This is a genomic window from Natrinema pellirubrum DSM 15624, from assembly GCF_000230735.2.
In the GTDB taxonomy this organism is placed as follows: Archaea; Halobacteriota; Halobacteria; order Halobacteriales; family Natrialbaceae; genus Natrinema; species Natrinema pellirubrum.
Map to the genome: position 1 here is coordinate 279028 of NC_019962.1, position 25447 is coordinate 304474.

The following is a 25447-nucleotide window of genomic DNA, read 5'->3' on the forward strand; positions in this document are numbered from 1 at the left end:
CTCCCGGAGAACAGGTCTATCACGAACTTTTATAATCATGGGGTTGGTATGGTGGGGTAAGCAATGTCGGTCGTACACGTACGCGCCTGAATCAGTCGCTGCCGACGAGTACCGATTTTCGACGACATCCACAACCCGACCGACATGAGTACCCAACACCTCACCCAACCCGACGCCGAACCGACGCCCAACCGCACCCGACCCACACCCTCGAGTACGCTCGAGGACCCCCGGACCGCGACCGACCGCGCCCCACGGACGTTCTCCCACCGCGACGGGGGGCGACTCGAGAACCTGATCGACGAGTGGAACTCGGCCTTTGCCAACGCCGGCGGCGACGAAGCGGCGTAATCGCTCGAGCGAACCCTAATCCAAACCGTCTTTGGAGCGACGCGTGTAGCGTCGCACGGCCGATGACGATCCACTCGCTCCGAGCCGGACTCGGCACCCGGTGGTGACGAGCCCTATGAGTGCCGAGGCCGAACTATTACCGTCCCTTCATTTCTCGTATCCCATGAAGAATATTGGTTGCAGGTAGCCAGCGGCAAGGCTCCTTCCCTATAGTTTCCGGTAGTGTTCAGATAAGCTGATTCCATGCGAAGGCGAACGCTTGGAGCCAATTTTCGACGGTGTCTGCTTCAGCATGGCTAAAACAGTTTGAGAACTGGTTAGTTCGGCGTTTTAGTTCTCGAAATACACGTTCGACACTGTTCCGATTACCGTGTTTTTCGTATCTGTAATCGAGGCCATGTCGGTGGAGTGCCGCTTGCAGCCACGGTGCAGAATCGACGAGAAAGAGCGCGTCATCGACGAGATGTTTGTCGCGGAGTTCCGCGAGGAACATCTCGGTAATTGCTTGATTTCTCGTCGGTGAGAGCTTGACGTGTAGCAAGCGGTTTGTTGCGGGATCAACGGCGGCGTACAGCCAGAATCGTTCGTCATTCAGTTGGATCACGGTCTCGTCAACCGCGACGTGATCCGGATTTGCGCCATCAAGCGGCTGTAAATCTGCCTTCTGCACCCAGTTGTGAACGGTCGATCGACAGCGTTCGACACCCAACCTCTCGAGAATAGAGATGGTATCCGAAAGTGATAGTCCAGCCAGATGGAGCCGGATACCGAGCTTCATCGCGGGCTCGGGTGTCGCCTCTCGCTCCAGAAAATCTAACTCGAAGCAGTCGCTACCTCTGTTGAGGCGGGCGGTTTCGAGCATAGACCACTCAAAAATCGTTCCGCCTCACCCTTCATCCTTATCTGAACACCGCCTAGTTTCCCAGAAAAGATACTAATAGGCTCGTACGGAAGTAGTCCTCTATAGCAATGTTTTCCACTCGTTCGTCTCCCGTGCCTCGTGATGTTATTTCCCGATGGTTAGAATTCGAAGATGCAAGTTCGTTTTCACCTATCTTGGGGAATTGGACGCGAGTATATCAGTCAGGGGACAAGATATTTGAGGCAGATTACGGCAGTCTTCGGCAAGCATACAATGTTCAACCTGTGCTAGTCGACTTAGATGATATTGATGAATTCCTTGATGGAGACCCTAAATCGCAAGCTCCCCGCTTGATATTCTCAGGAGGGACTCCTGCTTGGAGTTCTGAAGAGGGGGACCACTGGGACGACGAATCTACGAAGTCTGTCAACGGAGTAGAAGCAAGCCGTTTTCTCACGAAACTTCGGCATGATGCACCTCGAGTTGAACACGGAATTCTGAGCTTCCACACACTCGTAGAAGATGGTCTGAGGAATTTTCGCTCCCATGAAACTGACGACCATGTCATCCGGTTTGATGAGGATGCTTGGGAGGAACGGGCGGAACAATCTGGATTCATTACAGACAATCTACTGTCAATGGATATCCAAACCGGATATCTATTAGACTATCTTGATGCTCGAAATGCAGCGCTCGTTCTAGCATATTTCCAATCACGGAGTCTCCGCGAATCAACTATAGAAGTTGATATTGACGATGACGGCTGGACTGAGTTAGAAATAGATGAATTTCCTGCAAAGAAACTCTCACGGTACGTTGATGGGCTAGATGAGCGATACCCGCATATAGAATTACATTGTTTCTATGCAATTTTGCCTTCTTCAGCAAACCGGAGTGCAGAGGAAGAAGCTAGCCAGAATCGAGAAATTCCCTTTAGAACAATTCGTGGGGATTCCTATTCACCGGATGACGTGGAAAATCAGCGGGGATTCAAGGATGCCGGATTAAAACGTCCAGCACATGGAGCACAGAGCTTAGAAGAGGCAATGAGCTTCTACGATTGGGTCTTCTTCGATATGAGTGTGCTGGAAAAATACATCCAGGCTGATGACGGACATGTGAATTGGTGGTCTCGGCAAGGAGGGGACGTTGCTTGGAAGGATATCTTCTCTGAACGAGTTTATCGGAACGACGAGTTCGAAGTCGCGTTACTACTTGACGACTTAGCGCACATTCCTGACCAAGAGATTCCTCACTGGAAGACTCATAATATCGCCCCGTCAGGTGGTATTCCAGAGGAAGGAATTACGAATTTTGTATTGGGCGAATTTGTCGACACAGAGTCGTACAGCGGCCAGGTACTGAATGCGATTACATCACTAAATGAGATAGTTGAAGATGAATATAGCAAATCGATTTTTGAAACTTTAGAGGAGTCCGATCCGGCTCATCTCGTAATTATGCCTCCACGGAACGAGCAAGATGCCCTTTTAGATAGCATGGATGCACTAAATAAGGTGTTTTTTGAGAGAATTGACACTGGGAGTATTCGAGAAATCCTTCCCGAGGAACGGGAGGAGGATGTCGGGGGGTCAAAATCAGCCTTGTTTGAACTTGCAGCTGACCATCTGGGTAATGAGGAGGCGGTAGAAGTGTTTGAACCAATAAACGGAATCTATGACCTGAGGGTCGTAGCAGACCATCGGAGTGCGTCAAGTAAATGGGAGCGAGGAATGGACTCATTCGGCATCTCTCCTGATACGGCGAACTACCGCGAGGCCTACTGCAACATCATGGAACAGCTTTCTGAAGCAATTATTAGGATTAGTGATGCCATCGACACTTCTGCTACAGAAGATTCCCCTGAGTAGACCATCTGTTCTAGTTTAGTGACGGAGTGAAGCAGGATCTCAGCGGAGACTATACCGAATTGAGGCGGATTAGCTCAGGAGACTGGGTTCGCTGGAGCAGGCAGTCGCTGATTTGTTGTGTGATACCTTCGAGGCGGCGCACTCACAGCCGTGAGTGCGTCGCCGTTCCAGCGCTGCCGCTATCGACACAGGTGCTTCCCCGGTCGTCAGGCGAGTTCGTTACCAGAACTCGCCTGACTCAACCTGCTCACGTAACCGCGGTCGATGCGGATTTGGATCACGTGAAGCCCACAGCAACAACTCATCTAAATCCGGAAGTTCGTACCCTAAATCGAGCATCACGTACAACTGAATCAGGTGTGAATGGCGTTCGACAGCGTGAGAACATCGTCGACGAGGAAGTTGCGGCGACGACGCTGTGGCGTCGTCGGCGCTTTCCCGTTGTTTCACGTCCAGTTTCCGGAGTTCATCGACGATAACACGGCTCATCAGCAGTGAGATTGCGGCCATGATGACCAGAGCTTCGATGATGTACGGATCGGTCGTGTTGATTTCGTCAAGTCCGAAGCGTGATTTCAGTTCTTTGAACAATAATTCTATTTCCCAGCGCGCCCGATAGAGCTGTGCGATATCGGGCGCACTATAGTCGTCTTTCGAGAGATTTGTCAAATAGAGATGGTACTCTTCAGTATCCTCGTTCCAAACACCGACCAGTCGGAACGTTCGGGTCGTGCTGGTGCACGACCCTCGCTTTCGCTCGAACGAGAGGGTGATGCGAACATCGATTTCCTGTCGCTGCAGGTCGTCAAGGACGTCCTGCAGCGACTCTCCTTCGAGCGGGATACTGTTCCCCCGCCACGTCCGGAGCTCTTCGACGATCTCGAAGTTTGCGTCGTCTTTCACACGGGAGACGAACCAGCCGTTATTCTGGTCGATGCGGTCGAACAACCAGAAGTCGTAGAAACCGAGATCGAGCAAGACAAGTGCGCCAGCTACCCACTCGCCGGTGGGTAGCTGGCTCCGTTCTTGGGTTTTAGCGTCAGTTGTTCGGTACCGTGTTGGAAGGCCAGTTGAGAGTGATTCTGTTAGGTGAAGTTTCAGACCGGCCTGATCGTCACCGGTCGCAGCGTACACATCCGCGGCGTCTTGATAGAGAGAAACAATGCTCCCATCGGCAATGAGGACGTCTCGAAAGCGTTCGAGACGTCCGCTAAGGTCGGCATTTCTGGTATCGAGATTCTCGATGGCATCATCGAGAATCTCTCGAAGGAGTGCAACGAACGGTGGAGAGAACCACCCGTGGAAGGTTGCATAGGAGAGTTCATCGCAGTCGGACATTTCGACGAATCGTTCGAGAAAAGCCTGTACAGATCGGTCTGACCCAGCAGCGAAGCCAAGTGAAAGCGTGTAGAACAGCGCAACAGCGTCGAATTTCCGTTCACGCTCGACGAGATTCGTTGCGCGAGCGCGCTCGCGCAACTCATCGGAGGGAAACGCTCTTTGAATCCGATCAACAATCACTGAATCCGGTGGGGAGTAAGTCACACTATCCACCGGATTTCTCTGACTGGTAGTTACAACGATATCTAATCAGACGACGGTACACTCTGCTAAACTAGAACGGATGCTGAGTAGACAGCCGCGCCGCCTATCGATTTGAGCGAGAATCGAATTTCGCTTCATAAGTAGTCTCGCGAGTCGGTAATAGTTACTAGTTCGAGTGCCGAGGCCACATCTCCGTAGACGTATTCTCTCCTACCGGTACACGCGTTAGTCGGCGATATACCGGGCGAGGACGACGATCGGCAGGACCGGGATCACCAACCCCGTCGCGATGAGGACGACGGCGACGATCGCCTTCTCGAGCGTACTCGAGTCGTCCCAGACCGATCTGGAGAGGCTGTCGATTCCCGCCGCGGTGCGTTGGAGGAGTTCGGCCATCGCGACTAGCTACCGCGTCAGGGGGTGTAAACCCTCTTCGTCCGGAGCGGACAGTCAGCGACGCTGAACCGACGCGCCACGGACTTGTCACGCGGTCGGCGCTGTCACTGACAGAACATGTACTGGTCCCATACGCTCCTGGGACGGCCAGTAGTCGGCCGTTAGTAAATGGCGCGTCCGTCGACCGAGCGGTATGCGACTCGTGCAGGTCTTCGTTCCCAGCGAGGACCGTGCCGCGGTGCGGGAGACGCTCGCCGAGATGGAGGTGGAATTCGTCTTCAGCGACGCGGCCGATCACCGGGACGGGAGCCTGGCGAACGTCCCGGTTCCGGCGGGGGCCGTGGACGCGGTCCTCGAGCGGCTGTACGACGCCGGGCTCGACGAGGACACCTACACCGTCGTCACGGAGGTCGACCGGGCGACCGTTCCGAACGCCGACGAGTTGACGGACCGCTACGTGGAGGGGCCGAAAGGGGAGCGGGGCGCGTCCCACGCCGAGATCCGGGAGCGCGCGGCGGACCTGACCCCCGACACCGCCACCTACCTCGCGTTCGCGATCGCGAGCGCGATCGTCGCAGTCGGCGGCCTCCTGCTGGACTCCGCCATCGTCATCGTCGGCGCGATGGTGATCGCGCCCTTCGCGGGGTCGACGCTCTCCGCGAGCGCCGGCGCGGTCATCAGCGACCGCGAGATGGTCGTCGACAGCGCCACGTCGCAGGTGACGGGGCTGGTCGTCGCCTACCTCGGCGCGGTCGCGATGAGCGTATTCCTGCAACGGTCGGGGTTCCTCCAGCCGACGCTGGATGTCGGTCGCGTCGGGCAGGTCGGTGCCTTCGCCACGCCGAACCTCCTGACGCTGGTCATCGCCATCGCGGCCGGGTTCGCCGGCGCGCTCGCGCTCGCGACCGATCTCCCCGTCTCGCTGGCCGGCGTCGCCGTCGCGGCGGCTATCGTCCCCGCCGCTGCTGCGGCTGGCATCGGGACGGCCTGGGGCGAACCGATCATCGTCGCTGGCGGACTCGTCTTGCTCCTGATGAACATCGTGTTCATCAATCTCACCGCGTATCTGACGCTCATCGCGCTCGGCTACCGCTCGTCGGTGATCCGCAACGTCCGCGAGAACGCGACCGTTTCGCTGCGTACGGGCGCGTACGCCGTCATCGTCCTCGTCTTCCTCGTCGTCGTCGCGCTGACCGCCGTCGGGACCTACCAGCACCTCGTCTTCGAACAGCGGGTCAACGGCGAAGTGCAGGACGTCCTCGAGGAGCCCGAGTACGGCTCGCTGGAACTCGCCGGCGTCGAGACCGAGTACAACGACGGGAGCGTGTTCAGCGACGAGGTCTCGGTGACGGTGACCGTCGGACGCTCGAGCGCCCTCGAACACGAGGGGCTGGCGGACGACTTGCAGACCGAAATCGATGCTCGGACGAGCCGAGCCGTCAGCGTCGACGTTCGGTTCGTCGAGTATCAGCGCGCGGCGGCGGTCGGCAGCGACGACGAGCGGAGCGCATGGTGGCCCATCGACGAGTGGCTGCCGACCTCGACGAGTCCCTCAGTCGCGCAGCCGGCGCCACAGGTTGCGGCACTTCCCGCGGACCTTGTTGAGCAACGAGCCGACCCGGCGTGACCCGGAGAGGAGTCGGAGCGCGCGGACCGACCGCCCGATGCGAAGCAACCGAAACGGGCGGAACCAGGGGACGACGGTGAGGATCAGGAACCAGTTCGAGCGGACGAACGCCCGTGGGTCCTCGTCCGACCACCGGTAGAGGAGCGCGAGATCGAGAAGGAAAACGACGAGGAGCCACTGGAGGACAGCGCGGACCGTCACCGCGAACGAGTCGGAGACGACGAGTACGTCGACGCTGATCGCGACGTCGACGACGAACAGGGCGATCCACGCGAGGGCCACGATCTCGACGAAGGGTGGCCACCAGCGCTCGGCGTCCATCTCCTGGTACGTAGGACGTGACGACCCAAAACGTTGGGTCAGTCGAGTACGAGTGACTTCTTCGCGACCGTCGTGGTACTGCTGTCCCCTCGAGTGGGTCTCCCACTGGCGAAGGTCGATCGTCTTCGAGACTGACTGTCGACGGCCCCGCCTCCAACGCGCTGGAAATCGGGCTTAGCTCGAGGATGCGGGGACGCCGAGAAAATCGAACGGGTCGGTCTCGACGAGGTCGTCGGCGACGTCGCCAGCGAAGACGGTCGTCTGGTTCTCACCGAGCGACAGCGATCGAACGCCGGCATCGGTCTCGAACTCGACCTCGTCGAGGTCCAGCCAGAAGACGTTCGGTGAGAGCGCCGACTCGAAGTAGTAGCGTCGGTCCCGATGATCGGCCACCGTGCGCCAGCGCGTCGAGGAGATATGCGGTTCGTTCGGCGTACTGATTCCGTAGGGGACGGAGACGTTGCGGATCGCGCCGAAGACGCTCGCCGTTGCGGTTCGACGGTCCTCTGTCTGTGGGATCGCGTCCACGTAGAAACTCGCACGAGCGAACCGGTCGGCCGGGCGATTCGTCCCCGGTAACATGGCCGTGCCACCGATCGCCGACCAGTACGCGTCGAGTGCGAGTTGCTGGTCGAACGGCGGGGAATTCGTCAGCACCTGATATTCTCGATCGTGATGGATCGTTAGCTCGCCGTCGACGTACTCGAGGATGGCGCTGTCACCCGTCGCGTCCGAGATGGACAGATGCAGGGTCGCGAACCGACCCTCGTCCGGGATCTCGTCGGATACGACGGTGAACTCCTCGTTCCGGTGGTTCTCGACCGCCTCCGCGACCGTTGCGAAGTTATCGAGGACGTACTGTGCCCACAGCGAGATCGACAGTCCGGGTGTCTCGCCGTCCCACTCGGGGTAGTCGGACTCGGTGAGCCACAGGACGTTCGCGACCAGCCCGGCTTCGTTCATCCCATCGGTCGTCGCGATATCGTATGCGGAGGCGACGACACTGCCGTACTCGGCGGTCCACTCCATCGATGACGGACCGACTTCACCCGTTCGCTCCATGCCGCGCGGGAAGACCCAGATGTTGGTCCCGATTTCGCCGTGCCAGTCCATCGACCGGCCGGTGAGGACGATGTCTTCGGGGCCGAGATACACCAGTCGCGTACACATCTACGGGTCCCCTCCAGTCTCTCCGCTGTCGTGTCTCGTCGGCCCGGACATGGGACTGTCATACCGTAAGCAGGATCATAAGTTGCGTTCGGTCCGAGCTGATACGTCTTGGCCGCTGGAGTATCACCGGCCGGCGGCGGCCGGCGATGCCGCTGACGAGACTCCTCATCCGTGCAGTTGCTGAACAGGCCGTGGCCCTTCCGGCGGACATCGTCGAGGAACGAGCCGATCCGGCGGGGGAGCCCGAGCGCGACGCGATCGGTGAGAAACAGCCCCACCGCCTCGTCGCACGTCCCGAGCGGTCGCCGACTCCGTCTCCAGTCAGGGATCCAGTACGACCTTGATACAGCCGTCCTCCTTGTCGCGGAACGTCTCGTACATCTCGGGCCCCTTCTCGAGCGGTTCCCGATGGGTGACGACGAACGAGGGATCGATCTCGCCGTCCTCGATCTTCGCGAGCAGCGGCTCGAGATACCGCTGGACGTGCGTTTGCCCCGTATTGACGGTCAGGGCCTTGTTCATCAGCGGGCCGACGGGAACGTTGTCCGCGTGGCCGACGTAGACGCCGGGGACCGAGAGCGTCCCGCCCTTCCGGCAGCACTTGATCGCCTGTCGGAGGACGTGGGGCCGATCGGCCTCGAGGTTCACCTGCTGTTTGGCCTTGTCCGTGAGGCCCATGAGACCGGTCCCGTGGGCCTCGGTGCCGACCGCGTCGATACAGCGGTCCGGGCCGCGGCCGCCGGTCATGGCCATCAGCCGGTCGTAGACGTCCTCCTCCTCGAAGTGGATCGTCTCGGCGTCCCCGTGTTCGCGGGCCATCGCGAGCCGTTCGGGGACGCGGTCGATCGCGATGACGCGGCCGGCGTCGAACAGCCAGGCGCTCTGGATGGCGAACTGGCCGACCGGGCCACAGCCCCAGACCGCGACGGTGTCGTCTTCTTCGATCTCGGCGTTCTCGGCGGCCATGTATCCCGTCGGGAACACGTCCGAGAGCAACAGTACCTGCTCGTCGGGGAGGTCCGAGTCGACCGTGATCGGGCCGACGTCGGCGAAGGGGACCCGCAGGTACTCCGCCTGTCCACCGGCGTAGCCCCCCAGCATGTGCGAGTAGCCGAACAGCCCGGCCGGCGACTGGCCCATCGTCTTCCGGGCCAGCTCGGCGTTGGGGTTCGAATTGTCACACAGCGAGTACATGTCCTGCTCGCAGAACCAACAGGAGCCGCAGCTGATCGTGAAGGGAACGACGACCCGGTCGCCCTCTTCTAGGGTCTCGACGTCCTCGCCGACCGCGACGACCTCGCCCATCGGTTCGTGGCCGACGATGTCGCCCTCCCGCATCGAGGGGACGTAGCCGTCGTACAGGTGCAGATCGGAGCCACAGATCGCCGTGGCGGTGATCTCGACGATCGCGTCGTGGGGGTTGGCGATCTCGGGGGCGGGCACCTCGTCGACCCGGATGTCCCCCTCGCCGTGCCAGCACAGCGCCCTCATAGGGCATCACCCGCGCCGCGGGCGGAGGGGTTCGACTCGAGCGTGGGTATCTCGCCCGTCTCGACGAGGCTCTTGAACCGGTCGAGGACGACCGCCGCGAGCGACTCCGGGACGATCCCGAGGCGGTCGGTCACCGCGGTGCCGACGGGGCCACCCGGGGGCTCGAACCGAAAGTGGAAGGTCACTTCCGTCCCGCGGCCGGCCGGGGCCTCGCGGAAGCGGACCGAGCCCTCGCTGTCGACGGGCGCGTTCCCGAGCGACTCCCAGCGCAGGCGCTCGCCGGGGCGGTCCTCGATGACCCGCGTGTCCCACGAGACGCTCGCGCCGAGGGGGCCGCTCGCGGTCCAGTGCCAGCGATTCTCGCTTCGCGCAGTGACCTCGAGCAGGCCGCCGTAGAGACGCGACATCGTCTCGGGGTCGCGCCAGCGCTCATAGACCTCGTCCGTCGGCGCGCCGACCGTGACGGAGCGGGTCGTTTCCACCGCGGTCGTCGCGTCCTCTCGATCGGCCTCGCCTGCAGAACGCGTCCCTTCCGCATCGCTGTCTGCTCGGCCACCGACGAGTCCCCGGTAGAGCAGCCAGCCGCCGGCGACCGCCGCCGTGACGCCGCCGAGCGATCGTCGCCTGAGCCCAAGCACCAGCAGGGTGCCGCCGGCGGTCGCTGCGGCGAGTCGGCCGCCCCGGCCCAGTGACCGCCGCGACGGGCCCGACTCCGGGAGCCGCGGCTCCGCGATCGTTACGTCCTGGCGATCGGCCGCCACGAGTCGCTCACCTCCGGACGGATCCGCTGGTTGGTTCGTCGGCGCTGGCGGCGTCGCCCCGTCGCCGGCCGTCGGTCCACCGATCTGCCCGGACACGGCCTCTCGTTTCGTGTAAGAAGGGATCGCCTCATTAGTTCCGTCGCGACGTTCACCGACCGGTCGTTTGTCAGTGGGCCCCGCAAACGCAGGCTCGAGCAGTCCCGTTCCGGGCCGATACGAGAGCGACCGGCCCGCTTCGAGGCGACACGCCCTCGAGTGAATATCGGTCCACCGATCGCAACTGACGGTCCTCGTGGATCCGAGGGCCTACGTGTCTCGCTCGTGGAATGCGACTGTCGGATGCCTACTGACGCCGCGCCCGGGAGCCGCGATCGCCGCGAGACCGTCCGGTTCTACCTGCTGGATCACCGGACACTGCTGGGGAAAGCGATCGACATTGCGCTGCTCGTGTTGAACCTCGTCTTCGTCGCCGTCTTCGTCGCCGAGACGTATTCGCTCCCCGCGGAGCTACGGACACGACTTTGGGGAGTGGAGGTCGCGATCGCGGGCGTCTTCCTGGTCGAGTACGTCCTGCGGCTGTACGGTGCCAGAGACCGCCTCGCGGAGGCGATGAACCCCTACACCGTGGTCGACCTGCTCGCGATCCTCCCGACGCTGCTCGTGGTCCTCCTGCCGGGGACCGGGACGGTCGCCGGGATCGGGTTCCTTCGGGTCGTTCGGGTGGTTCGGGCCCTCCGATTCTATCGGTTCACGCAGGACGCGGAGTTCTTCTTCGGGACGATTTCGGACAACGCCCTGCGCGCGTCGAAGTTGCTGTTGACGGTGCTGGTTCTCCTGTTCGTTTCGGCTGGACTGTTCTACAGCGCGGAACACGCAGCCAACCCCGACGTCGCCACGTTCGGAGATGCGTTCTACTACGTCGTGGTGGCGCTGTCGACGGTCGGGTTCGGCGACATCGTCCCGATCACGGCCGCGGGGCGGTGGATCACGGTGGCGTCGATCCTGGCCGGGATCATCGTCCTCCCGTGGCAGGCGAGCAAGATCGTCCGGGAGTGGAGTCGCCGGGAGAAGATCGATGTCACCTGTCCGAGCTGCGGGCTGTCGTCGCACGATCGGGACGCCACCCACTGCAAGGCCTGCGGTCACGTCATCTATCAGGAGGTCGACTCGAGCGAGTGACCCAGCGGCCCTGTCAGATCGCGATGAAACGCCGGTGTCGTTTCCGTCCGGTCCGACGATCCGTTCCGACGGCTGCCCATCGTGGCCGACTCGATGTAGCTATCACCCGAGCATCACGATCGAACCGATACGTCGACTGTCGATAGAACGCGCGGGGTATCTACGGTCGAATCGGGCCGAAACGAACGGTTTGTACCGGCATAGCAGCCCGGTGTCCAGGTGATGGAGACGGTAAAAACACCCGATATGGCGGGCCTGTTGTCGAATATTGCGCTGATGCGTCCGAGCGATGGAACCGAACGCCAGCCACGTCGATACACATATCGACGACTGTCGAGGTACGGATCGAAAAAATATGAGTTATACGTCTGGAGTCGAGGGGATGCACTACGGACTCACACGATCCAATAATGTCTGGTAAATACGATCTCGTCATCGTCGGTGGGGGTATCAGTGGCGCATCGCTGCTCTACACGACCGCGAAGTTCACTGACATCGACTCGATCGCCCTGATCGAGAAGGAGTCGGAGGTCGCGGCGATCAACTCGCATCACACGAACAACTCCCAGACGCTGCACTTCGGGGACATCGAGACCAACTACACGCTCGAGAAAGCCGAGGAGGTCAAGGAGGGCGCGGAACTGCTCGCCGGCTACCTCGAGAACTACGACCCCGACCGGGAGATGCACGACAAGCGCAGCAAGATGGTACTCGGCGTCGGCGAGGACGAAGTCGCCGAACTCGAGGAGCGATACCACGACGAGGGCTTCGGCGACCTCTTCCCGAAGCTCCGCCCGATCGACCGCGAGGAGATCGGCGAGATCGAACCCAAGGTCGTCGAGGGACGGGACCCCTCGACGGAGATGCTCGCGCTGCAGACGCCGGACGGCTACGTCGTCGACTACGGTCAGACGACCAAATCCTTCGTCGAGGAGGCCGAGGAGGAGGCCAACGTCGACGTCTTCACCGGGACCGAGGTCACGGACATCACGCCCACGCTGGACGGCTACACGATTGAGACCGACGCGGGCCGGTTCGACTGTGACGCGACGGTCGTCGCCGCCGGTTCCCACAGCCTCCAGATGGCCAAGGAACTGGGCTACGGTCAGGACAAGGTCCTGCTGCCCATCGCGGGGAGTTTCTTCCTCGCCGACGACCTCCTGAACGGGAAGGTCTACACGCTCCAGATGAAGAAGCTGCCCTTCGCGGCCGTCCACGGCGACGCCGACGTCCACGACGACTCGATCACCCGGTTCGGCCCGACCGCCAAGCTCGTCCCCGCCCTCGAGCGCGGTCGCATCTCGACGGTCAAGGACTTCCTCGACGTCTTCGGGCTGAACGCGGCCGCCTTCCTCAGCTACGCCAACATCCTCTCGGATCGGGTCCTGCTGCCCTATGTCCTCCAGAACCTCGTCTACGACCTCCCGAACGTCGGCCGGAAGCAGTTCCTGCCCCACGTCCAGAAGGTCGTCCCGAGCGTCGAACTCGAGGACATCGAACGCGCGAAAGGCTATGGCGGCGTCCGACCGCAGATCGTCGACACGAAGAACAAGTCCTTGGACATGGGCGAGGCCAAGATCGTCGGCGACGACGTCATCTTCAACATCACGCCGTCGCCGGGCGCCTCGACCTGTCTCAAGAACGCCATGCGGGACACGCACACGCTGCTTGACTTCCTCGAGGGCGACTACGAGTTCGACGAGGAAGCGTTCCGCGAGGAGACGATCGACAACTTCCCCCGTGGCGACGATTCGGCCGGCAAGAAAGTCGCCGCGCCCGGCGCGGACGACTGAGACGGTCCGTCGGAACGGGTTCCCGGTGAAACCGCACACGTCGCGCTCGCGCTGGAAACGACTTTCGACAGTCCGTCTGGCCCGCTAGCCGAGTACCGCTCGGATCCTGTTCGATAGCCGTTCGAAAACCGACGACGGGTCGTCGTCTCGAGCGGTCGCCGCCGATGACGAGTCGGCTCGTACTCCGCCGGCCGCACGGTCACAATACGGGCAGGTATCCGTCTCGCTGCCGTAGTACGGCAGGCCACACTCCTCGCAGGTCGTTCGCTGTTTTCGCGTGGCTGTGTCGGAACTCATTGGCCCGCTTGGGATACGGTACCAATCGAAATATAGCTGTGTCATCGCTGACCGAACTGACAGCCGTACTGACTGGTTCGCGATCCCCTCGGCGGCGGTCGGCCGGCCCGGCTCGCATCGCCACCGCCGTTTCCGCGAACGGGCGCGAGTCGTGATTGCAGCCTCGAGCCCGCGCTACACCGTTTTTTCGCCCGCTTCCCGTCCCATCCGCTTGCTGTAGTCCCAGCTGTAGATCTCCCGGGGCTCGATCCGAACGCGGACCTCCTCGCGGTCGTCGTCGAGCAGCCGTGTTGCCAGCGGTGAGTCCGTGTCGCCGAGGTAGCGTTCGATCAGCGCCCGGAGGATGGCCTTGTCCTCGTCGGGTGCGATCTCGGCGGTGCCGGTCCCCCTGATCCCGCGGTAGGGCACGTCGTTCGTCGAGATGTCGAAGCCGACCGCCGGCTCGCGGCGGAGGAACCGAACGACTGCGGCGTTCGCACCGGTCGCACACTCGAGGGCACCGTCGCGGTAGCGATACCACAGAGCGACCGGCCACAGCGACCCGTCGGGCCTGTGGGTCGCGAGCCGGATCGGGATGGTCGCCTCCTGGAGGAACGCTTCGACGTCGTCTTCGTCCCACGCGCCGCGGAACTCGGTCATACGGAACCGCTTCGGAGAGCAGACTGAAAAAGCTCGACCCCGCTGTTCGACTCGGGTCGATCACTCGAGTGCGTCGGGGCCGTCCTCGAGGGCCACCAGGAACGGCTCGAGAGACTGTGCCCGCCGCCCCACGTCGTGGTCTGCCGTCGGGGATACTACTATTAGGTCCCCGTTATATGGTGTGTGGTAGCATGACGGGAAGCGGGGGCGGCTACGACTACGTGATCGTCGGTGCGGGGCCCGCGGGCTGTGTCCTCGCGAACCGGCTGTCGGCCGACGGCGACGAGGTACTGCTGCTCGAGGCGGGCGAGCCCGACGAGCAACGCGAAATTTCGATTCCGGTGGCGTTTTCGGACCTCTTTCAGTCCGACGTCGACTGGAACTACCACACCGAGCCCCAGTCGGCACTCGACGATCGGGAACTCTACTGGCCCCGCGGGAAGACGCTCGGCGGCTCGAGTTCGATCAACGCGATGATCTACGTGCGGGGCCAGCCCGAAGACTACGACCGCTGGGCGGAACTGGGCAACGAGGGCTGGGGGTACGAGGACGTGTTGCCCTACTTCAAGCGGGCCGAGGACAACGCCCGCGGCCCGTCGGCGTACCACGGGATCGGCGGGCCGCGACACGTCGACGATATTCGGTCGCCGAACGAACTCAGCGAGGCCTTCGTGAAAGCGGGGCAGGCGGTCGGACTGTCCCACAACGCGGACTTCAACGCCGGCGAGCAGGCGGGGGTCGGCTTCTATCAGGTGACCCAGGAGGACGGTCGCCGCCACAGCGCCGCCGACGCCTATCTGAAACCCGTCCTCGATCGGCCGAACCTGACCGCGGTGACGGAGGCACGGGTCACGCGGATCCGGTTCGACGGCCAAACGGCCGTCGGCGTCGAGTACGCCCGCGACGACGGCGACGGCAGCCCCGCGACGGTTGATGCGAGCAAGGAGGTGATCTGTGCGGCCGGCGCGATCAACTCGCCGCAATTGCTCATGCTCTCGGGTGTCGGTCCGGCCGACCACCTCGAGCGCCACGACATCGACGTCGTTGCGGACCGCCCGGGCGTGGGCCGGAACTTGCAGGACCACCTGCAGGTCGGGGTCAACTACGAGTGCGAGGAGCCGATCAGCCTCGCCGACGCGGACTCCTTGCTGAACCTCGCGACGTTCTTCCTCCTGAAGCGGGGGCCGCTGACCTCGAACGTCGCGGAGGCCGGCGGCTTCGCGACCGTTACCGACGACGCCGACCGCCCCGAGATCCAGTTTCACTTCGGCCCGTCGTATTTCGTCGAACACGGCTTCGACAACCCCGACGGCCACGGCTTCTCGCTCGGTGCCCTCCGCCTGCGTCCCGACAGCCGCGGCCGAATCACGCTCCAGTCGGCTGACCCCTTCGACGAGCCGGCCATCGATCCACAGTACCTGACCGAGGGAGACGACCTCGAGGTGTTGCTCGAGGGGATCAAGCTGGTCCGGGAGATCCTGCAGACCGAGCCGTTCGACGAGTACCGCGGCGAAGAGGTGGTGCCGGGATCGGACGTCCAAAGCGACGAGGCACTGATCGAGTACATCCGCGAGACCGCCGAGACGCTGTATCACCCCGTCGGCACCTGCAAGATGGGCGACGACGAGCTGGCGGTCGTCGACGACCGGCTCCGGGTACGGGGGGTCGAGGGTCTGCGCGTCGTCGACGCCTCGGTGATGCCGACGATCACGAGCGGCAACACGGACGCGCCGACGACGATGATCGCGGAGAAGGCGGCCGACCTCGTTCGAACCGACAACTGATCGGTGCGCTCGAGCGCCACCGCCGTCGTCTCGCGGCACGGAATTGATGGATGAGTAACTATTTCATCGTCCCCTTCGAACCCTCGAGTGACTATGGACGTCGACGAATTCGTCACCGAGAACGAACCGAAAGCCGGCGGCGAGGCCTTCCAACTCGAGAGCGACAAGCTGCTCGACGTCGCCGTCGACGGCTCCGTGATCGCCAAGGCGGGTTCGATGATCGCCTACGACGGGGACCTCTCCTTCGAGGGGATCTCCTCGGCCGAGGGCGGCATCACCGGCTTCCTCAAGGAGAAGGCGACCGGGGAGGGGACCCCGGTCATGGAGGCGACCGGCACCGGCCACCTCTATCTCGCCGATCAGGAGAAGAAGATCCAACTGCTGGAACTCGATGCCGGCCAGTCGATCTCGGTCAACGGCAACGACGTCCTCGCGTTCGAGCCGAGCGTCGACTACGAGATCAGGACCGTCGAGAGCATCGCCGGCTTCTCGGCCGGTGGATTGACCAACGTCTTTCTCGAGGGACCGGGGACCGTCGCGATCACGACCCACGGGGAGCCCCTGGTCTTGCGACCGCCGGTCAGGACCGACCCCAGTGCGACCGTCGCCTGGAGCGGGACGACGCCGGGCAGTCACGTCGACAAGGCGTTCTCGAATATGATCGGGCAGTCCTCCGGCGAGACCTACCAGCTCGAGTTCACGGGGTCGGAGGGGTTCGTCGTCGTCCAGCCCTACGAGGAGCGGACGCCACAGCAATAGCAGGCATCACCGGCATCACACCGTCCCACGTATCACCGGTGGACCGGTACGCGTTCCTAGACGACTTCCATGAAACGACGAGCGCTCGGCGCGATTTCGGTCGCGGTCGCACTCACTCTCCCCTGGGTCGCCGTCGTGGGGGCAACCGACTTCCTCCCCTGGGTTGCGACGACGGTCGGGGTCGGGTACGAAGCGCCGGCTGCGCTCCGAACGCTCTCGACGCTCGCGACGGTGATCCTCACGGGGCTTGCCGTCCTCGGTGCTGCGTTCCTGCTCGCGTGGGCCGCCGAAACCGCCGAGAAAGACGTTCCACAGGCGTTCGCGATCGCCGTCCTCGCCGTGTTAGCCGTCGCACCCGAGTACGCCGTCGACGCGCTCTATGCCTGGAACGCTGGCGTGTTCGCCGGGACCGAACGCGGGATGGAAGCCGGCAACTTGGCCGTCGCCAACATGACTGGCGCGAACCGCATCCTCATCGGCATCGGCTGGGCCGGCGTCGCCCTCTTTACGATCTACCGTAGCGGGTCGTCGGCGGACCCCGCCGTCGAGCGACGCGACGGGTTCCTCTCGGACGTCGTCGTCCTCGACCGGGAGATCGGCCTCGAGATCGTCTTCCTGTTGCTCGCGACGCTGTGGGCCTTTCTCGTCCCGCTCAACGGCGGGATCGATGTTTTCGACATGCTGTTTCTGGTCGGGCTCTACGTCTGTTATATCGCGGTCATCCTCCGGGGCGAGGTCGAACCCGACATGGACCACGTCGGCGTTCCGGCGTACCTCCAGTCGTTCCCGAAGCCTGCCCGGATCGCGACCGTCCTCCTGCTGTTTGCCTACTCCGGCGTGATGATCTTCACCGCCGTCGAACCCTTCGCCCACGGCCTCGAGTCCCTCGGCGAGAGCGTCGGGATCCCCTCGTTTTTCATGATCCAGTGGATCGCGCCGCTGGCCTCCGAAGCGCCGGAACTGATCGTCGTCGTCTACCTCGTCAACAAGGCCCGCTCGACGGCGGGCTTCAACGCCCTGATCTCGTCGAAGCTCAACCAGTGGACGCTGCTGATCGGGACCCTCGTGGTCGTTCACTCGCTGGCGCTTGGCAGCTATGGCGTCCTCGCGTTCGACTTCAAACAGTCCGCAGAGATCTGGCTGACCGCCGCCCAATCGTTCTTCGCGATCTCCCTGCTGATCCGCTTCGAGATCTCCGTGAAAGAAGCGGTCACGCTGTTGATGCTGTTTCTCTCGCAGGTACTGCTCGAGTTCGCCATCATCCGGGCGTTCGTCGCGTTGCCCGTCTCGAGTACCGACCTCCTGTTGCTCTACAGCGGGCTTTACCTCGTTCTCGGGACGGCGCTGTTCGTCCGCCGTCGGCGGGCGCTCGGGCGCCTCGTTCGCCGAACCGCGGGAACCGTCGGGGACGCGATATCGACCGGCGATGAACGGCCCCACAGCGCTGACGACTGAACCGGCCGGCCATAGACATACGGAGCCGGAGGTGGTGACGCCCTCGTAGCGTGTCCTCGATCGGCCCGCTTCCCGCCGATGCGGCGCTCGCTCCCGCGCTCGCAGTCGCCCTCGCACTGGTGCATCTGTTCGCCGGCCGACTGGGCGTCGGCGGGCGGATCCCGCGGAGCCGGTGGCTCTCCCTCGCCGGCGGCGTCTCGGTCGCGTACGTGTTCGTCCACCTCCTGCCCGAGATCGGCGCGGCCGCGACGACGCTCGGGGCCCGCGGGGCGGCGACCGGCGAATCGGCTGGCTACCTGATCGCCCTGCTCGGCTTCGTCGCCTTCTACGGTCTCGAGCAGTTCGCCCGGCGGTCGACCCTCGATCCCGGCGCGGACGGCGACCGGTCCGGGACCGCGGTGTTCTGGATTCACGTGGGCTCTTTCGCCGTCTACAACGCGATCGTCGGGGCCCTGCTTCTGGACCGCGAACTCGGCGGGCTCTTCCCCTTCTTCGTCGCGATGGCGCTGCATTTCCTCGTCACCGACGACGGCCTTCGGAACCACCACGGTCCGACCTATCGGCACCGTGGCCGGTGGGTGCTGTCGGCCGCGGTTCTCGTCGGCGTCGTTGTCGGATACGCCCTCGAGGACACCGATCTCCTCGTCTCGGTGTTCGTGCCCTTTCTGGCCGGCGGGATCGTCCTCAACGTGATCAAGGAGGAGCTGCCGTCCGACCGCGAGAGTCGGTTCCCGGCGTTCGCCATCGGAGCGGCGGGGTACGCTGCGCTGTTGCTGTTCGTCTGAACGGTTCCGCTGCCGGGTGCCGGCACTCGACAAACGGGGGCGTTTTACCGCTCCGCTATAATCGACCGCTATGAAACTTCGACGGCCGCGCCGGCCGCGGGACTTCCGGCTCGCGGACTCGGCCCAGCAGATCGTCGGCGGGTTCCTGCTCGCCGGCCCGTTCGTGGTCACCGAGGAGGTCTGGACGCTCGCGGCGAGCATGAACCTCTTCCAGGCGATCGGGACCGTGATCGTGGTGTTCGGGATCGGCTACGGCGCGCTGTATACCGCCGACACGACCCGCGACGTCGACGACGAGCAGGAGGTCGCCGGGATTCCGTTGCGCTTCATCTCGCTGATGATCGTCTCCTTCGGCGCGGTGACCGTACTCGCGCTCTTACTGGATGCCCCCGACACGTTCCTCGAGGACGCCGAGACGACCCGCGAAGTCGCACAGACGACGTTCAAGGCCATCAGCGTCGGCTCGGTGTTCAGCGTCGTCGGTGCGGCGACGGCCGACAGCATCTTCGCGAAGAACGGTTAGAGCCGCGAGTCGTCGTACGACTCCTTGGACCGCTCGGCGTGGTCGTTCCCGCAGTCGGGACAGGCGAGCCGCTCCATGTTGTCCATCGAGACCGCGAGCGAGCCGCAGTTCGCACAGTAATAGCCGTACTGCTGTTTTCGGTCCTCGTCCTCGTAGGTGTGGAAAAACGGCGCCGCGGTGCCGGATTCGGCCTCGTCGCGGTCGATGTAGACCGTCGTCCCGTCGTCGGTCGCGGTCAGATCGCCGTCGGTCGTCTCCGTCCCGGGGAGGTCCTCGTCGGCGGTGTCGGCGGTGTCAGCCTCGTCGGCGCGCGAGTCCGTCGGCAGATCGACGTCCGTCTCCGGCCCAGTATCAGTACCTCACAAAGCATCGCCGGCTAATCCGACTTGAGCCATCTGTTCTGTTGTGGTGAGTCGTCGATCACGGTTGAGCAACGCTGATCGAAGGCGGAGCTGTCGCTGTCGGCGGCGCTCAGCCGCCGACGCGACAGCGTTGCCACTTGCGGAGACGCCGTACTCGGTGGGTGACTACCGGTGGAACCGGTCGTCTGGTGGCCGGTTCGCGGGGACGGCCCGACGCACCGCGAGGGCCGTCCACGCTGCCCGTCGAACCATATTCACGAACTCCTTGTACGGCCACCACCAGAGGCGACGCCCGCCTCGGCGCGGCGTCGCCACGTATTCGTAGTGCAGATACCGCCACGTGTTCTGCAACAGCAGACTCACCACGACGTACAGCAGTCTCACCGTGGAGTCTCGCGTCGTTGTCGTCGCTATCGCTTGCTCAGACAACCGATAGCTCGACTCGATACCGAACCGTTTCGAGTAGTGGTATCGAGCGTCGCGTGGATTCTCGATGAACGGCGCGTCAGCGGCGTAGCCGTGACGCGCCACGCCGTGCTCGTCGTACCGTCCGTTCAGGTACGTACAGTCGATGTAGACGGGAAACTCGACGGTCCAGCTGTGACCGTCGAGTTTCCCCGTCAGATCGTGTTGGATGACGCGACTCCACCCTTCCGAGAGTTCCTGCTGAATCGCTTCACCCCACCGGATGATCGGGACAACGTAGGCGTAGTTGTGCGTCTGTAACAGCGTGAGACACTTGCTGTCGTAGAATCCGCGATCAAGATAGACGGCCTTGACGTCGGTGTCAAGGCCGTCGAGGACACCGAGGAACTCAGCGAGGACGCTGCTGGCGGTGTCGCCGTCTTCGAGACGGCGCACCGCCAGCGTGTAGCGTTTGTTCTTCACACGCGCGTAGAGTGTGGCGTAGGCGTGGAATGCGGTGGTTCCACGCTTGGCTTCCGAGTGATAGAGGTTCTCCGTGTCGTCTTCATCACCGTAGTAGGGCCGCAGGTGGAGGTCTGCGCAGACCTCCACCTGCTCGGGGAGCAGTTCGACGATGTCTCGGCGAAGAAGCGTGTTAGCGACGCGTTCGAGCCGTTCCGGCTCGAACTTCGTCCGTAGATGATAGAGAATCGTGTTCGCCGATGGGGAGTCTTCACTGGAGTTGCACAGCGTCGAGATCGAGGTCCCGTCGGCGGTCGCGCCGACGAGGACCTCGTAGATGTCCTCTGCACCGATTTCAGCGTTGTTGGCGAGGTTGAGAGAAACTTCCTCGTCAAGGCAGTTGACGAGGAAGTTAAGGAGCTGGTCCTCGTGAATCTCACTGTCTGCTTGCTGGGTCGTAGACACACCTTCAGCAAGCAGACGTTAGCGTGTCATAGAATACGTCTCATACCCTCAACTTGGCGATTATACAGCTTCCAATTCGCGTGTAATCCTATGAATTTCGTCAGTCATGGGTTTTGCTCAAGGGCGAAACCGTGAACAACGCCTCCTGAGAACTATTCTATGACACGCTCGTTGTTACTATAACTGGCTGGTGGAGCGTGTCATAGAAACGTTCTCAACGAAGGCAGCAGGGTGTGGAAACTATGTCCAGCAGCGCCACAACCCTGCAAGGCGTAGCTTCGGTTGACGACTTCTTGAATGTCGCGGCTACGGAGACAGCACCGCTATTCGAGTACTTAGAGTTCGAGTTTCTGCTGGAGTACGACGTGTTCGCCCCCGCTTCGAGGGGGCGAACACGAGTCCACAAGCCCCCAGAACTCTTCAAAGGCTTCCTGCACTGCTACTACAAAGGCATCTACGGCCCACGACCAGTCACACGAGAACTCCACAATACACTCACTTGGCTCTCCTGCGGTTTCGAGAAGCCGCCCTCACGAGACACTGTTGATCGGTTTCTCACCGATCTTGAATTGGTGGTGGATGATGTCTTCGACCGCCTCGTCGAGCAGGCCGCCTGCCGGGGCCTGCTCGACTCCACATACCGCATCGATTCGACTCACGTCACTGCAATCCAGTACAACGATGAAGCGACGTGGAACTACGACTCAACGGCTGAGGAACACTACTACGGATTCGGCTGTGTGATTGTGTCGGCCGGGCCAAAGATTCCGATTGCTGCAGAGTTCACACAGCGAAAGCAGATCGATGCTGAGACGGCGATGCGCGTCACGAAGGACGCGCTCGCCGTCGATACACCGATCTGGATGCTCGGAGACAGCGCTTACGACGTGCTGGAGTGGCACGACTTCCTGCTGTCGCAGGGAGTCGTGCCGATTGCGCCGTACAACCCACGCAATACGGACGATCCGCTTGACATCGAATACAGGGTCGAGGACCGCATTGACGAACACGCCGAAGACATCAGTCTCAAACAATCAGTACTCGCCGAGACGTATGATCATCGGACGCAAGTGGAACGAACAAACGAAGCCTGCAAGGACTGCGGCCTCGGGCACGTCCGCGCCCGAGGCCGCGTACATGCACGAACACAGGTGTTCCTTGCACTGAGTCTCCGCGTGATCGTCGCAGTTACCAACTACGAAAGAGGACACAATCCCGGACGAACGAAGCTCAAAACCCTGTGATCGATTCTATGACACGCTCAGCAGACGTTCTAACTAAGCGGCTTTGTGATGTACTGAGTATAGACGTACTTGACGAGCGATTCGCCGGCGATCTCGACCTCCCGATCGCCGTCGTGTTCGAGGCCGAACCGTTCGACGAACCCGTGGCCCTCGGTGTTCTCCTCGAGGACGGTCACGCGGACGTGGTCGGCCCCGCGTTCGCGGAGGCGCTCGGTCACCGTCTCGTAGAGTTCCGTCCCGATCCCCTTGCCGCGGTGTTCCGGATCGACGAACAGCCAGTCGATCTCGCCCCACCCGTCCTCGAGTCGGCCCTCGACGACGCCGGCGATGGTTCGGTCCTCGATCTCCGCGCCGGTCTCGACGACGTAGAGGACGGTCTCGTCGTCCTCGAGTCGGTCGCTGACGGCGTCGTCGGCGAACTCCTCGTCGGTGATCCCGTCGATCTGGCCCGGGCTGAGCCTGAACGAGGTCGTCATCGAACTCTCTACCACGTCCCGGATCCGCTCGCTCTCGTCCGGTTCCGGCTCCCGTATCTCCATACTGGGTAGTCGACGCCGATCCGGATAAGATGGCTGCCGGCAGAAACAGCCGACGTTACGAGCGGGAACGGTCTGTCATATTACTCCCCGCCGCCGCCGGTGACGATGACCGGCCGATCGGACCTGAGGATCACGCCCTGCGTGGTGCTGCCGAAGATCGCCTTGCCGACGGGCGAGCGCTTCCGGCCGCCGAGAACGATCGAATCGACGTCGTAGCCCTCGGCCTCCTCGAGGATGTCGTCTTCCGTATCGCCACTGTCCTCGATCAGGGTCACATCGACGCCGGCCTCCTCGAGGCGCTCCTTCGCGCGCCGGACCGAGCCGATCCGGGAGGCGGACTTGAACTTCTCGAATTCCTTCGGGAGCTTCTCGCTGTTTTCGGTGAAGACGAAGAGGATGTACGCTTCGACCGACTCCGCCGCGTCGGGCAGCGACGCGACGTACTCGGCCTGTTCGACTGCGCGGTCCTCGTTGGCATCGACGGGCATCAACACGCGGTACATGCGCAGTGGTTGGCATTCGGCAACAATAAAACCGGCCGTGACTGTCACCGCGCCGGAGGGGTTCGACCGCGCTCGAGCGGTTCGGACGATCCCCACGCCCGACGGGTTACTCGTCGGTTCCGTCGCCCTCGCGCAGGGACCGGCGGCGGATCTTGCCGGTCGTCGTCGTCGGCAGCCGCTCGACGAACTCGATGTGTTTCGGATACTCGTACTCGGCGAGGCGGTCCCGGACCAGGTCACGGATCTCCGCACGGAGTCCCTCGGGGTCGTAGTCGTCGACGGCCGGCTTGACGAAGGCCTTGATCGCCTCGCCACGTGTCTCGTCGGGGACGCCGACGACACCGGCCTGTTCGACGGCCTCGTGGGCGAGGACCGCGTCCTCGACCTCCGTCGGTCCGACGCGGTAGCCACTGGTAAGGATCACGTCGTCGGCTCGCGAGTGGAACCAGACGTAGCCGTCCTCGTCGCGCTCGACCAGATCGTCGGTCAGGAACCACCTTCCGGAAGACCGTTGCTCTTCCGACTCCCCGCTCGCTCCGCTCGCGGGGACGTCTTCGGTCCGCTTGTTCGCCGTCTTCTCCGGCAGGCCGTGGTACTCGTCGAAGAAGACCCGCCGGTCGCCGGGTTTGACAGCCAGTTCGCCGACCTCGCCGCGCTCGAGGCGCTCGCCCGTCTCGGGGTCTACCACCGCGATCTCGTAGCCGGGCAGGGGCTTGCCCATGCTGCCGGGGCGGGTATCGAACCACCGCGCCGCGTTCCCGACGACGAGGTTGAGTTCGGTTTGGCCGTAGAACTCGTTGATCGCGACATCGTCGAACGTCGACCCGACCCAGTCGACGACCTCCGAGGTGAGCGGTTCGCCGGCCGACGCGAACGTCCTGATCGAGAGATCGTACCGATCTTCGGGGTCGTCGACGCCCATCAGCAACCGGAGTGCCGTCGGGGGCATGAACGCCTCGGTCACGTCGTGGCGCTCGAGCAGGTCGTAGACATCGTCGGGATCGAACTCGTCGCGGGGCCAGCCGACGACCGAGCAGCCGTGGTGCCAGGCCGCGAAGAGCGTGCCGCCCAGTGCCGCGCCCCACGCCCAGTCGGCGGGTGTCCAGAGCGTGGCCTCGCCGTCGGCCAGTCCGCCGTCGAAGTAATTGTAGGCCGCGGCGGCCCGCCCGAGCCAGAGCGCGTGGCTGTGTCGAACGCCTTTCGGCGGCCCCGTCGATCCGCTCGTATACATGATCGCCGTCGGTGTCTCGGGCGTCGCGTCGTAGACGTCGATCCCGGGCTCATGTGCTGCGATCAACTCCTCGAACGAGTGGGCGTCGCCCCGTACCGCGTCGCCGTCGTCGAGTTCGATCACGGCCTCGAGGGCGGGACACTCCTCGCGGATCTCGTCGACGGTCTCGCGGACGCTCGGATCGACGACGACCGCTTTCGCCTCGCTGTCCGCGAGCCGGTACTGTAAGGCGTCGCGGCCGAACAGGACCGTCAGCGGCACGGACACCGCACCGAGTTTCCAGTTCGCGAGGTGCGTGATCGGGTTCCCCGGTTTCTGCGGGATCACGACGCCGACCCGATCGCCCGCCCCGACGCCGAGGTCGGCGAGTGCGGCGGCGAGCCGATCCGACCGGTCGTCGAGTTCATCGAAGGAGTAGGTCTCGAGGCCGCCTTCGGGGGTCTCGTACCGCAGCGCCGTTTGACTCGTGTCCTCGTGTTTCCGGAGGAAGTCGACGGCGGGGTTGTACTCGTCGGGGAGGTCCCACGAGAACGATTCGCGGGCCCGCTCGTACGACTCGAACGCCGGCATGACCGTCCAGCTCATGGCTCGTGATACCGAGGCCAGCACATAGCCTCTTTCGACACG

The 25447-nt window shown here is 62.9% G+C and carries 25 protein-coding genes; 11 read left to right on the forward strand and 14 right to left on the reverse strand.

The annotated features are described in order from the left end of the window. Positions 1-144 precede the first annotated feature (144 nt). A complete protein-coding gene (locus NATPE_RS01405; RefSeq protein ID WP_006180396.1) occupies positions 145-351 on the forward strand; it encodes a hypothetical protein in 207 nt (68 codons plus the stop codon). A 226-nt stretch (positions 352-577) separates the two neighbouring features. Here NATPE_RS01405 and NATPE_RS01410 read toward each other — a convergent pair whose 3' ends face one another. Continuing rightward, positions 578-1213: an IS6 family transposase gene (locus tag NATPE_RS01410; protein ID WP_015298673.1), complete on the reverse strand. Its 636-nt coding sequence runs from the start codon at positions 1211-1213 to the stop codon at positions 578-580. Between the two features lie 284 nt (positions 1214-1497). Here NATPE_RS01410 and NATPE_RS22045 point away from each other — a divergent pair, with 284 nt between their 5' ends. Next, complete coding sequence (locus NATPE_RS22045) at positions 1498-3084, forward strand: hypothetical protein (protein WP_152422565.1); 1587 nt, start codon at positions 1498-1500, stop codon at positions 3082-3084. A gap of 219 nt (positions 3085-3303) precedes the next feature. Here the strand turns inward: NATPE_RS22045 and NATPE_RS01420 are convergent, their stop codons facing one another. After that, positions 3304-4638 carry an IS4-like element ISH32 family transposase gene (locus NATPE_RS01420; RefSeq protein WP_012289608.1) on the reverse strand — a complete coding sequence of 445 codons (1335 nt, stop codon included), beginning with the start codon at positions 4636-4638 and terminating at the stop codon, positions 3304-3306. Between the two features lie 216 nt (positions 4639-4854). Then, a complete protein-coding gene (locus NATPE_RS22520; protein WP_006180393.1) occupies positions 4855-5025 on the reverse strand; it encodes a hypothetical protein in 171 nt (56 codons plus the stop codon). A 193-nt stretch (positions 5026-5218) separates the two neighbouring features. Between NATPE_RS22520 and NATPE_RS01425 the strand changes: the two genes are divergently transcribed. Further along, complete coding sequence (locus tag NATPE_RS01425; protein ID WP_006180392.1) at positions 5219-6652, forward strand: DUF389 domain-containing protein; 1434 nt, start codon at positions 5219-5221, stop codon at positions 6650-6652. Here NATPE_RS01425 and NATPE_RS01430 read toward each other — a convergent pair. The 4 genes from NATPE_RS01430 to NATPE_RS01445 all read right to left on the reverse strand — a co-directional run bounded on the left by NATPE_RS01430 (position 6578) and on the right by NATPE_RS01445 (position 10491). Next, complete coding sequence (locus tag NATPE_RS01430) at positions 6578-6973, reverse strand: hypothetical protein (RefSeq protein ID WP_006180391.1); 396 nt, start codon at positions 6971-6973, stop codon at positions 6578-6580. The two genes, NATPE_RS01425 and NATPE_RS01430, sit on opposite strands and share 75 nt — an antisense overlap. A gap of 174 nt (positions 6974-7147) precedes the next feature. Next, positions 7148-8143, reverse strand: a complete 996-nt coding sequence (locus tag NATPE_RS01435) for a linear amide C-N hydrolase (RefSeq protein WP_015298675.1) — start codon at positions 8141-8143, stop codon at positions 7148-7150. A 321-nt stretch (positions 8144-8464) separates the two neighbouring features. Continuing rightward, positions 8465-9634 carry a zinc-dependent alcohol dehydrogenase gene (locus NATPE_RS01440; RefSeq protein WP_006180389.1) on the reverse strand — a complete coding sequence of 390 codons (1170 nt, stop codon included), beginning with the start codon at positions 9632-9634 and terminating at the stop codon, positions 8465-8467. Beyond that, positions 9631-10491, reverse strand: a complete 861-nt coding sequence (locus tag NATPE_RS01445) for an SRPBCC family protein (protein WP_006180388.1) — start codon at positions 10489-10491, stop codon at positions 9631-9633. Before NATPE_RS01445 ends, NATPE_RS01440 begins: the two co-directional genes overlap by 4 nt. Positions 10492-10734: 243 nt before the next feature. Between NATPE_RS01445 and NATPE_RS01450 the strand changes: the two genes are divergently transcribed. Next, entirely contained in the window at positions 10735-11574 is an 840-nt protein-coding gene (locus tag NATPE_RS01450) for an ion transporter (protein ID WP_006180387.1), read from the forward strand. A 410-nt stretch (positions 11575-11984) separates the two neighbouring features. Next, entirely contained in the window at positions 11985-13367 is a 1383-nt protein-coding gene (locus tag NATPE_RS01455) for an FAD-dependent oxidoreductase (RefSeq protein WP_006180386.1), read from the forward strand. Between the two features lie 84 nt (positions 13368-13451). Here NATPE_RS01455 and NATPE_RS01460 read toward each other — a convergent pair whose 3' ends face one another. Beyond that, on the reverse strand, positions 13452-13664 hold the full coding sequence (locus NATPE_RS01460; RefSeq protein ID WP_006180385.1) for a hypothetical protein: 213 nt from the start codon (positions 13662-13664) through the stop codon (positions 13452-13454). A gap of 174 nt (positions 13665-13838) precedes the next feature. Beyond that, positions 13839-14303: a pyridoxamine 5'-phosphate oxidase family protein gene (locus NATPE_RS01465; RefSeq protein ID WP_006180384.1), complete on the reverse strand. Its 465-nt coding sequence runs from the start codon at positions 14301-14303 to the stop codon at positions 13839-13841. A 191-nt stretch (positions 14304-14494) separates the two neighbouring features. On the opposite strand from NATPE_RS01465, the gene NATPE_RS01470 reads away from it, so the two are divergent. The 5 genes from NATPE_RS01470 (at position 14495) to NATPE_RS01490 (ending at position 19609) form a co-directional block, all read left to right on the forward strand. After that, the gene (locus NATPE_RS01470) at positions 14495-16087 is read left to right on the forward strand and encodes a GMC family oxidoreductase (protein ID WP_006180383.1); all 1593 of its coding nucleotides are present in this window, start codon (positions 14495-14497) and stop codon (positions 16085-16087) included. 93 nt (positions 16088-16180) lie between these two features. Beyond that, on the forward strand, positions 16181-16846 hold the full coding sequence (locus NATPE_RS01475) for an AIM24 family protein (RefSeq protein WP_006180382.1): 666 nt from the start codon (positions 16181-16183) through the stop codon (positions 16844-16846). A 69-nt stretch (positions 16847-16915) separates the two neighbouring features. Continuing rightward, on the forward strand, positions 16916-18301 hold the full coding sequence (locus tag NATPE_RS01480; protein WP_006180381.1) for a sodium:calcium antiporter: 1386 nt from the start codon (positions 16916-16918) through the stop codon (positions 18299-18301). A 50-nt stretch (positions 18302-18351) separates the two neighbouring features. Continuing rightward, positions 18352-19086 carry a hypothetical protein gene (locus NATPE_RS01485; protein WP_006180380.1) on the forward strand — a complete coding sequence of 245 codons (735 nt, stop codon included), beginning with the start codon at positions 18352-18354 and terminating at the stop codon, positions 19084-19086. 70 nt (positions 19087-19156) lie between these two features. Continuing rightward, positions 19157-19609, forward strand: coding sequence for a DUF2391 family protein (locus NATPE_RS01490; RefSeq protein ID WP_006180379.1), 453 nt, complete (start codon positions 19157-19159; stop codon positions 19607-19609). On the opposite strand, the gene NATPE_RS22925 is transcribed toward NATPE_RS01490, so the two are convergent. Continuing rightward, positions 19606-19935 (reverse strand): DUF5816 domain-containing protein, encoded by a 330-nt coding sequence (locus NATPE_RS22925; protein ID WP_342342173.1) that lies wholly within the window; start codon positions 19933-19935, stop codon positions 19606-19608. The two genes, NATPE_RS01490 and NATPE_RS22925, sit on opposite strands and share 4 nt — an antisense overlap. A gap of 201 nt (positions 19936-20136) precedes the next feature. After that, on the reverse strand, positions 20137-21303 hold the full coding sequence (locus NATPE_RS01500) for an ISH3-like element ISH27-2 family transposase (RefSeq protein WP_012289254.1): 1167 nt from the start codon (positions 21301-21303) through the stop codon (positions 20137-20139). A gap of 242 nt (positions 21304-21545) precedes the next feature. Between NATPE_RS01500 and NATPE_RS01505 the strand changes: the two genes are divergently transcribed. After that, positions 21546-22547 (forward strand): IS5-like element ISNpe18 family transposase, encoded by a 1002-nt coding sequence (locus NATPE_RS01505; protein WP_015298676.1) that lies wholly within the window; start codon positions 21546-21548, stop codon positions 22545-22547. A 29-nt stretch (positions 22548-22576) separates the two neighbouring features. Here NATPE_RS01505 and NATPE_RS01510 read toward each other — a convergent pair whose 3' ends face one another. From NATPE_RS01510 to NATPE_RS01520, 3 genes are all read right to left on the reverse strand, one after another. Beyond that, the gene (locus tag NATPE_RS01510) at positions 22577-23086 is read right to left on the reverse strand and encodes a GNAT family N-acetyltransferase (protein ID WP_006180375.1); all 510 of its coding nucleotides are present in this window, start codon (positions 23084-23086) and stop codon (positions 22577-22579) included. Positions 23087-23166: 80 nt separating this feature from the next. Then, on the reverse strand, positions 23167-23589 hold the full coding sequence (locus NATPE_RS01515) for a universal stress protein (RefSeq protein ID WP_006180374.1): 423 nt from the start codon (positions 23587-23589) through the stop codon (positions 23167-23169). Positions 23590-23695: 106 nt separating this feature from the next. Continuing rightward, on the reverse strand, positions 23696-25405 hold the full coding sequence (locus tag NATPE_RS01520) for an acyl-CoA synthetase (RefSeq protein WP_006180373.1): 1710 nt from the start codon (positions 25403-25405) through the stop codon (positions 23696-23698). Positions 25406-25447 lie beyond the last annotated feature (42 nt).

Coding starts and splice junctions, on each gene's coding strand:
- NATPE_RS01405 (WP_006180396.1), top strand. CDS start 145: ATGAGTACCCAACACCTCACCCAACCCGACGCCGAACCGACGCCCAAC.
- NATPE_RS01410 (WP_015298673.1), bottom strand. CDS start 1,213: ATGCTCGAAACCGCCCGCCTCAACAGAGGTAGCGACTGCTTCGAGTTA.
- NATPE_RS22520 (WP_006180393.1), bottom strand. CDS start 5,025: ATGGCCGAACTCCTCCAACGCACCGCGGCGGGAATCGACAGCCTCTCC.
- NATPE_RS01425 (WP_006180392.1), top strand. CDS start 5,219: ATGCGACTCGTGCAGGTCTTCGTTCCCAGCGAGGACCGTGCCGCGGTG.
- NATPE_RS01430 (WP_006180391.1), bottom strand. CDS start 6,973: ATGGACGCCGAGCGCTGGTGGCCACCCTTCGTCGAGATCGTGGCCCTC.
- NATPE_RS01435 (WP_015298675.1), bottom strand. CDS start 8,143: ATGTGTACGCGACTGGTGTATCTCGGCCCCGAAGACATCGTCCTCACC.
- NATPE_RS01440 (WP_006180389.1), bottom strand. CDS start 9,634: ATGAGGGCGCTGTGCTGGCACGGCGAGGGGGACATCCGGGTCGACGAG.
- NATPE_RS01450 (WP_006180387.1), top strand. CDS start 10,735: ATGCCTACTGACGCCGCGCCCGGGAGCCGCGATCGCCGCGAGACCGTC.
- NATPE_RS01455 (WP_006180386.1), top strand. CDS start 11,985: ATGTCTGGTAAATACGATCTCGTCATCGTCGGTGGGGGTATCAGTGGC.
- NATPE_RS01460 (WP_006180385.1), bottom strand. CDS start 13,664: ATGAGTTCCGACACAGCCACGCGAAAACAGCGAACGACCTGCGAGGAG.
- NATPE_RS01465 (WP_006180384.1), bottom strand. CDS start 14,303: ATGACCGAGTTCCGCGGCGCGTGGGACGAAGACGACGTCGAAGCGTTC.
- NATPE_RS01470 (WP_006180383.1), top strand. CDS start 14,495: ATGACGGGAAGCGGGGGCGGCTACGACTACGTGATCGTCGGTGCGGGG.
- NATPE_RS01475 (WP_006180382.1), top strand. CDS start 16,181: ATGGACGTCGACGAATTCGTCACCGAGAACGAACCGAAAGCCGGCGGC.
- NATPE_RS01480 (WP_006180381.1), top strand. CDS start 16,916: ATGAAACGACGAGCGCTCGGCGCGATTTCGGTCGCGGTCGCACTCACT.
- NATPE_RS01490 (WP_006180379.1), top strand. CDS start 19,157: ATGAAACTTCGACGGCCGCGCCGGCCGCGGGACTTCCGGCTCGCGGAC.
- NATPE_RS01505 (WP_015298676.1), top strand. CDS start 21,546: ATGTCCAGCAGCGCCACAACCCTGCAAGGCGTAGCTTCGGTTGACGAC.
- NATPE_RS01510 (WP_006180375.1), bottom strand. CDS start 23,086: ATGGAGATACGGGAGCCGGAACCGGACGAGAGCGAGCGGATCCGGGAC.
- NATPE_RS01515 (WP_006180374.1), bottom strand. CDS start 23,589: ATGTACCGCGTGTTGATGCCCGTCGATGCCAACGAGGACCGCGCAGTC.
- NATPE_RS01520 (WP_006180373.1), bottom strand. CDS start 25,405: ATGAGCTGGACGGTCATGCCGGCGTTCGAGTCGTACGAGCGGGCCCGC.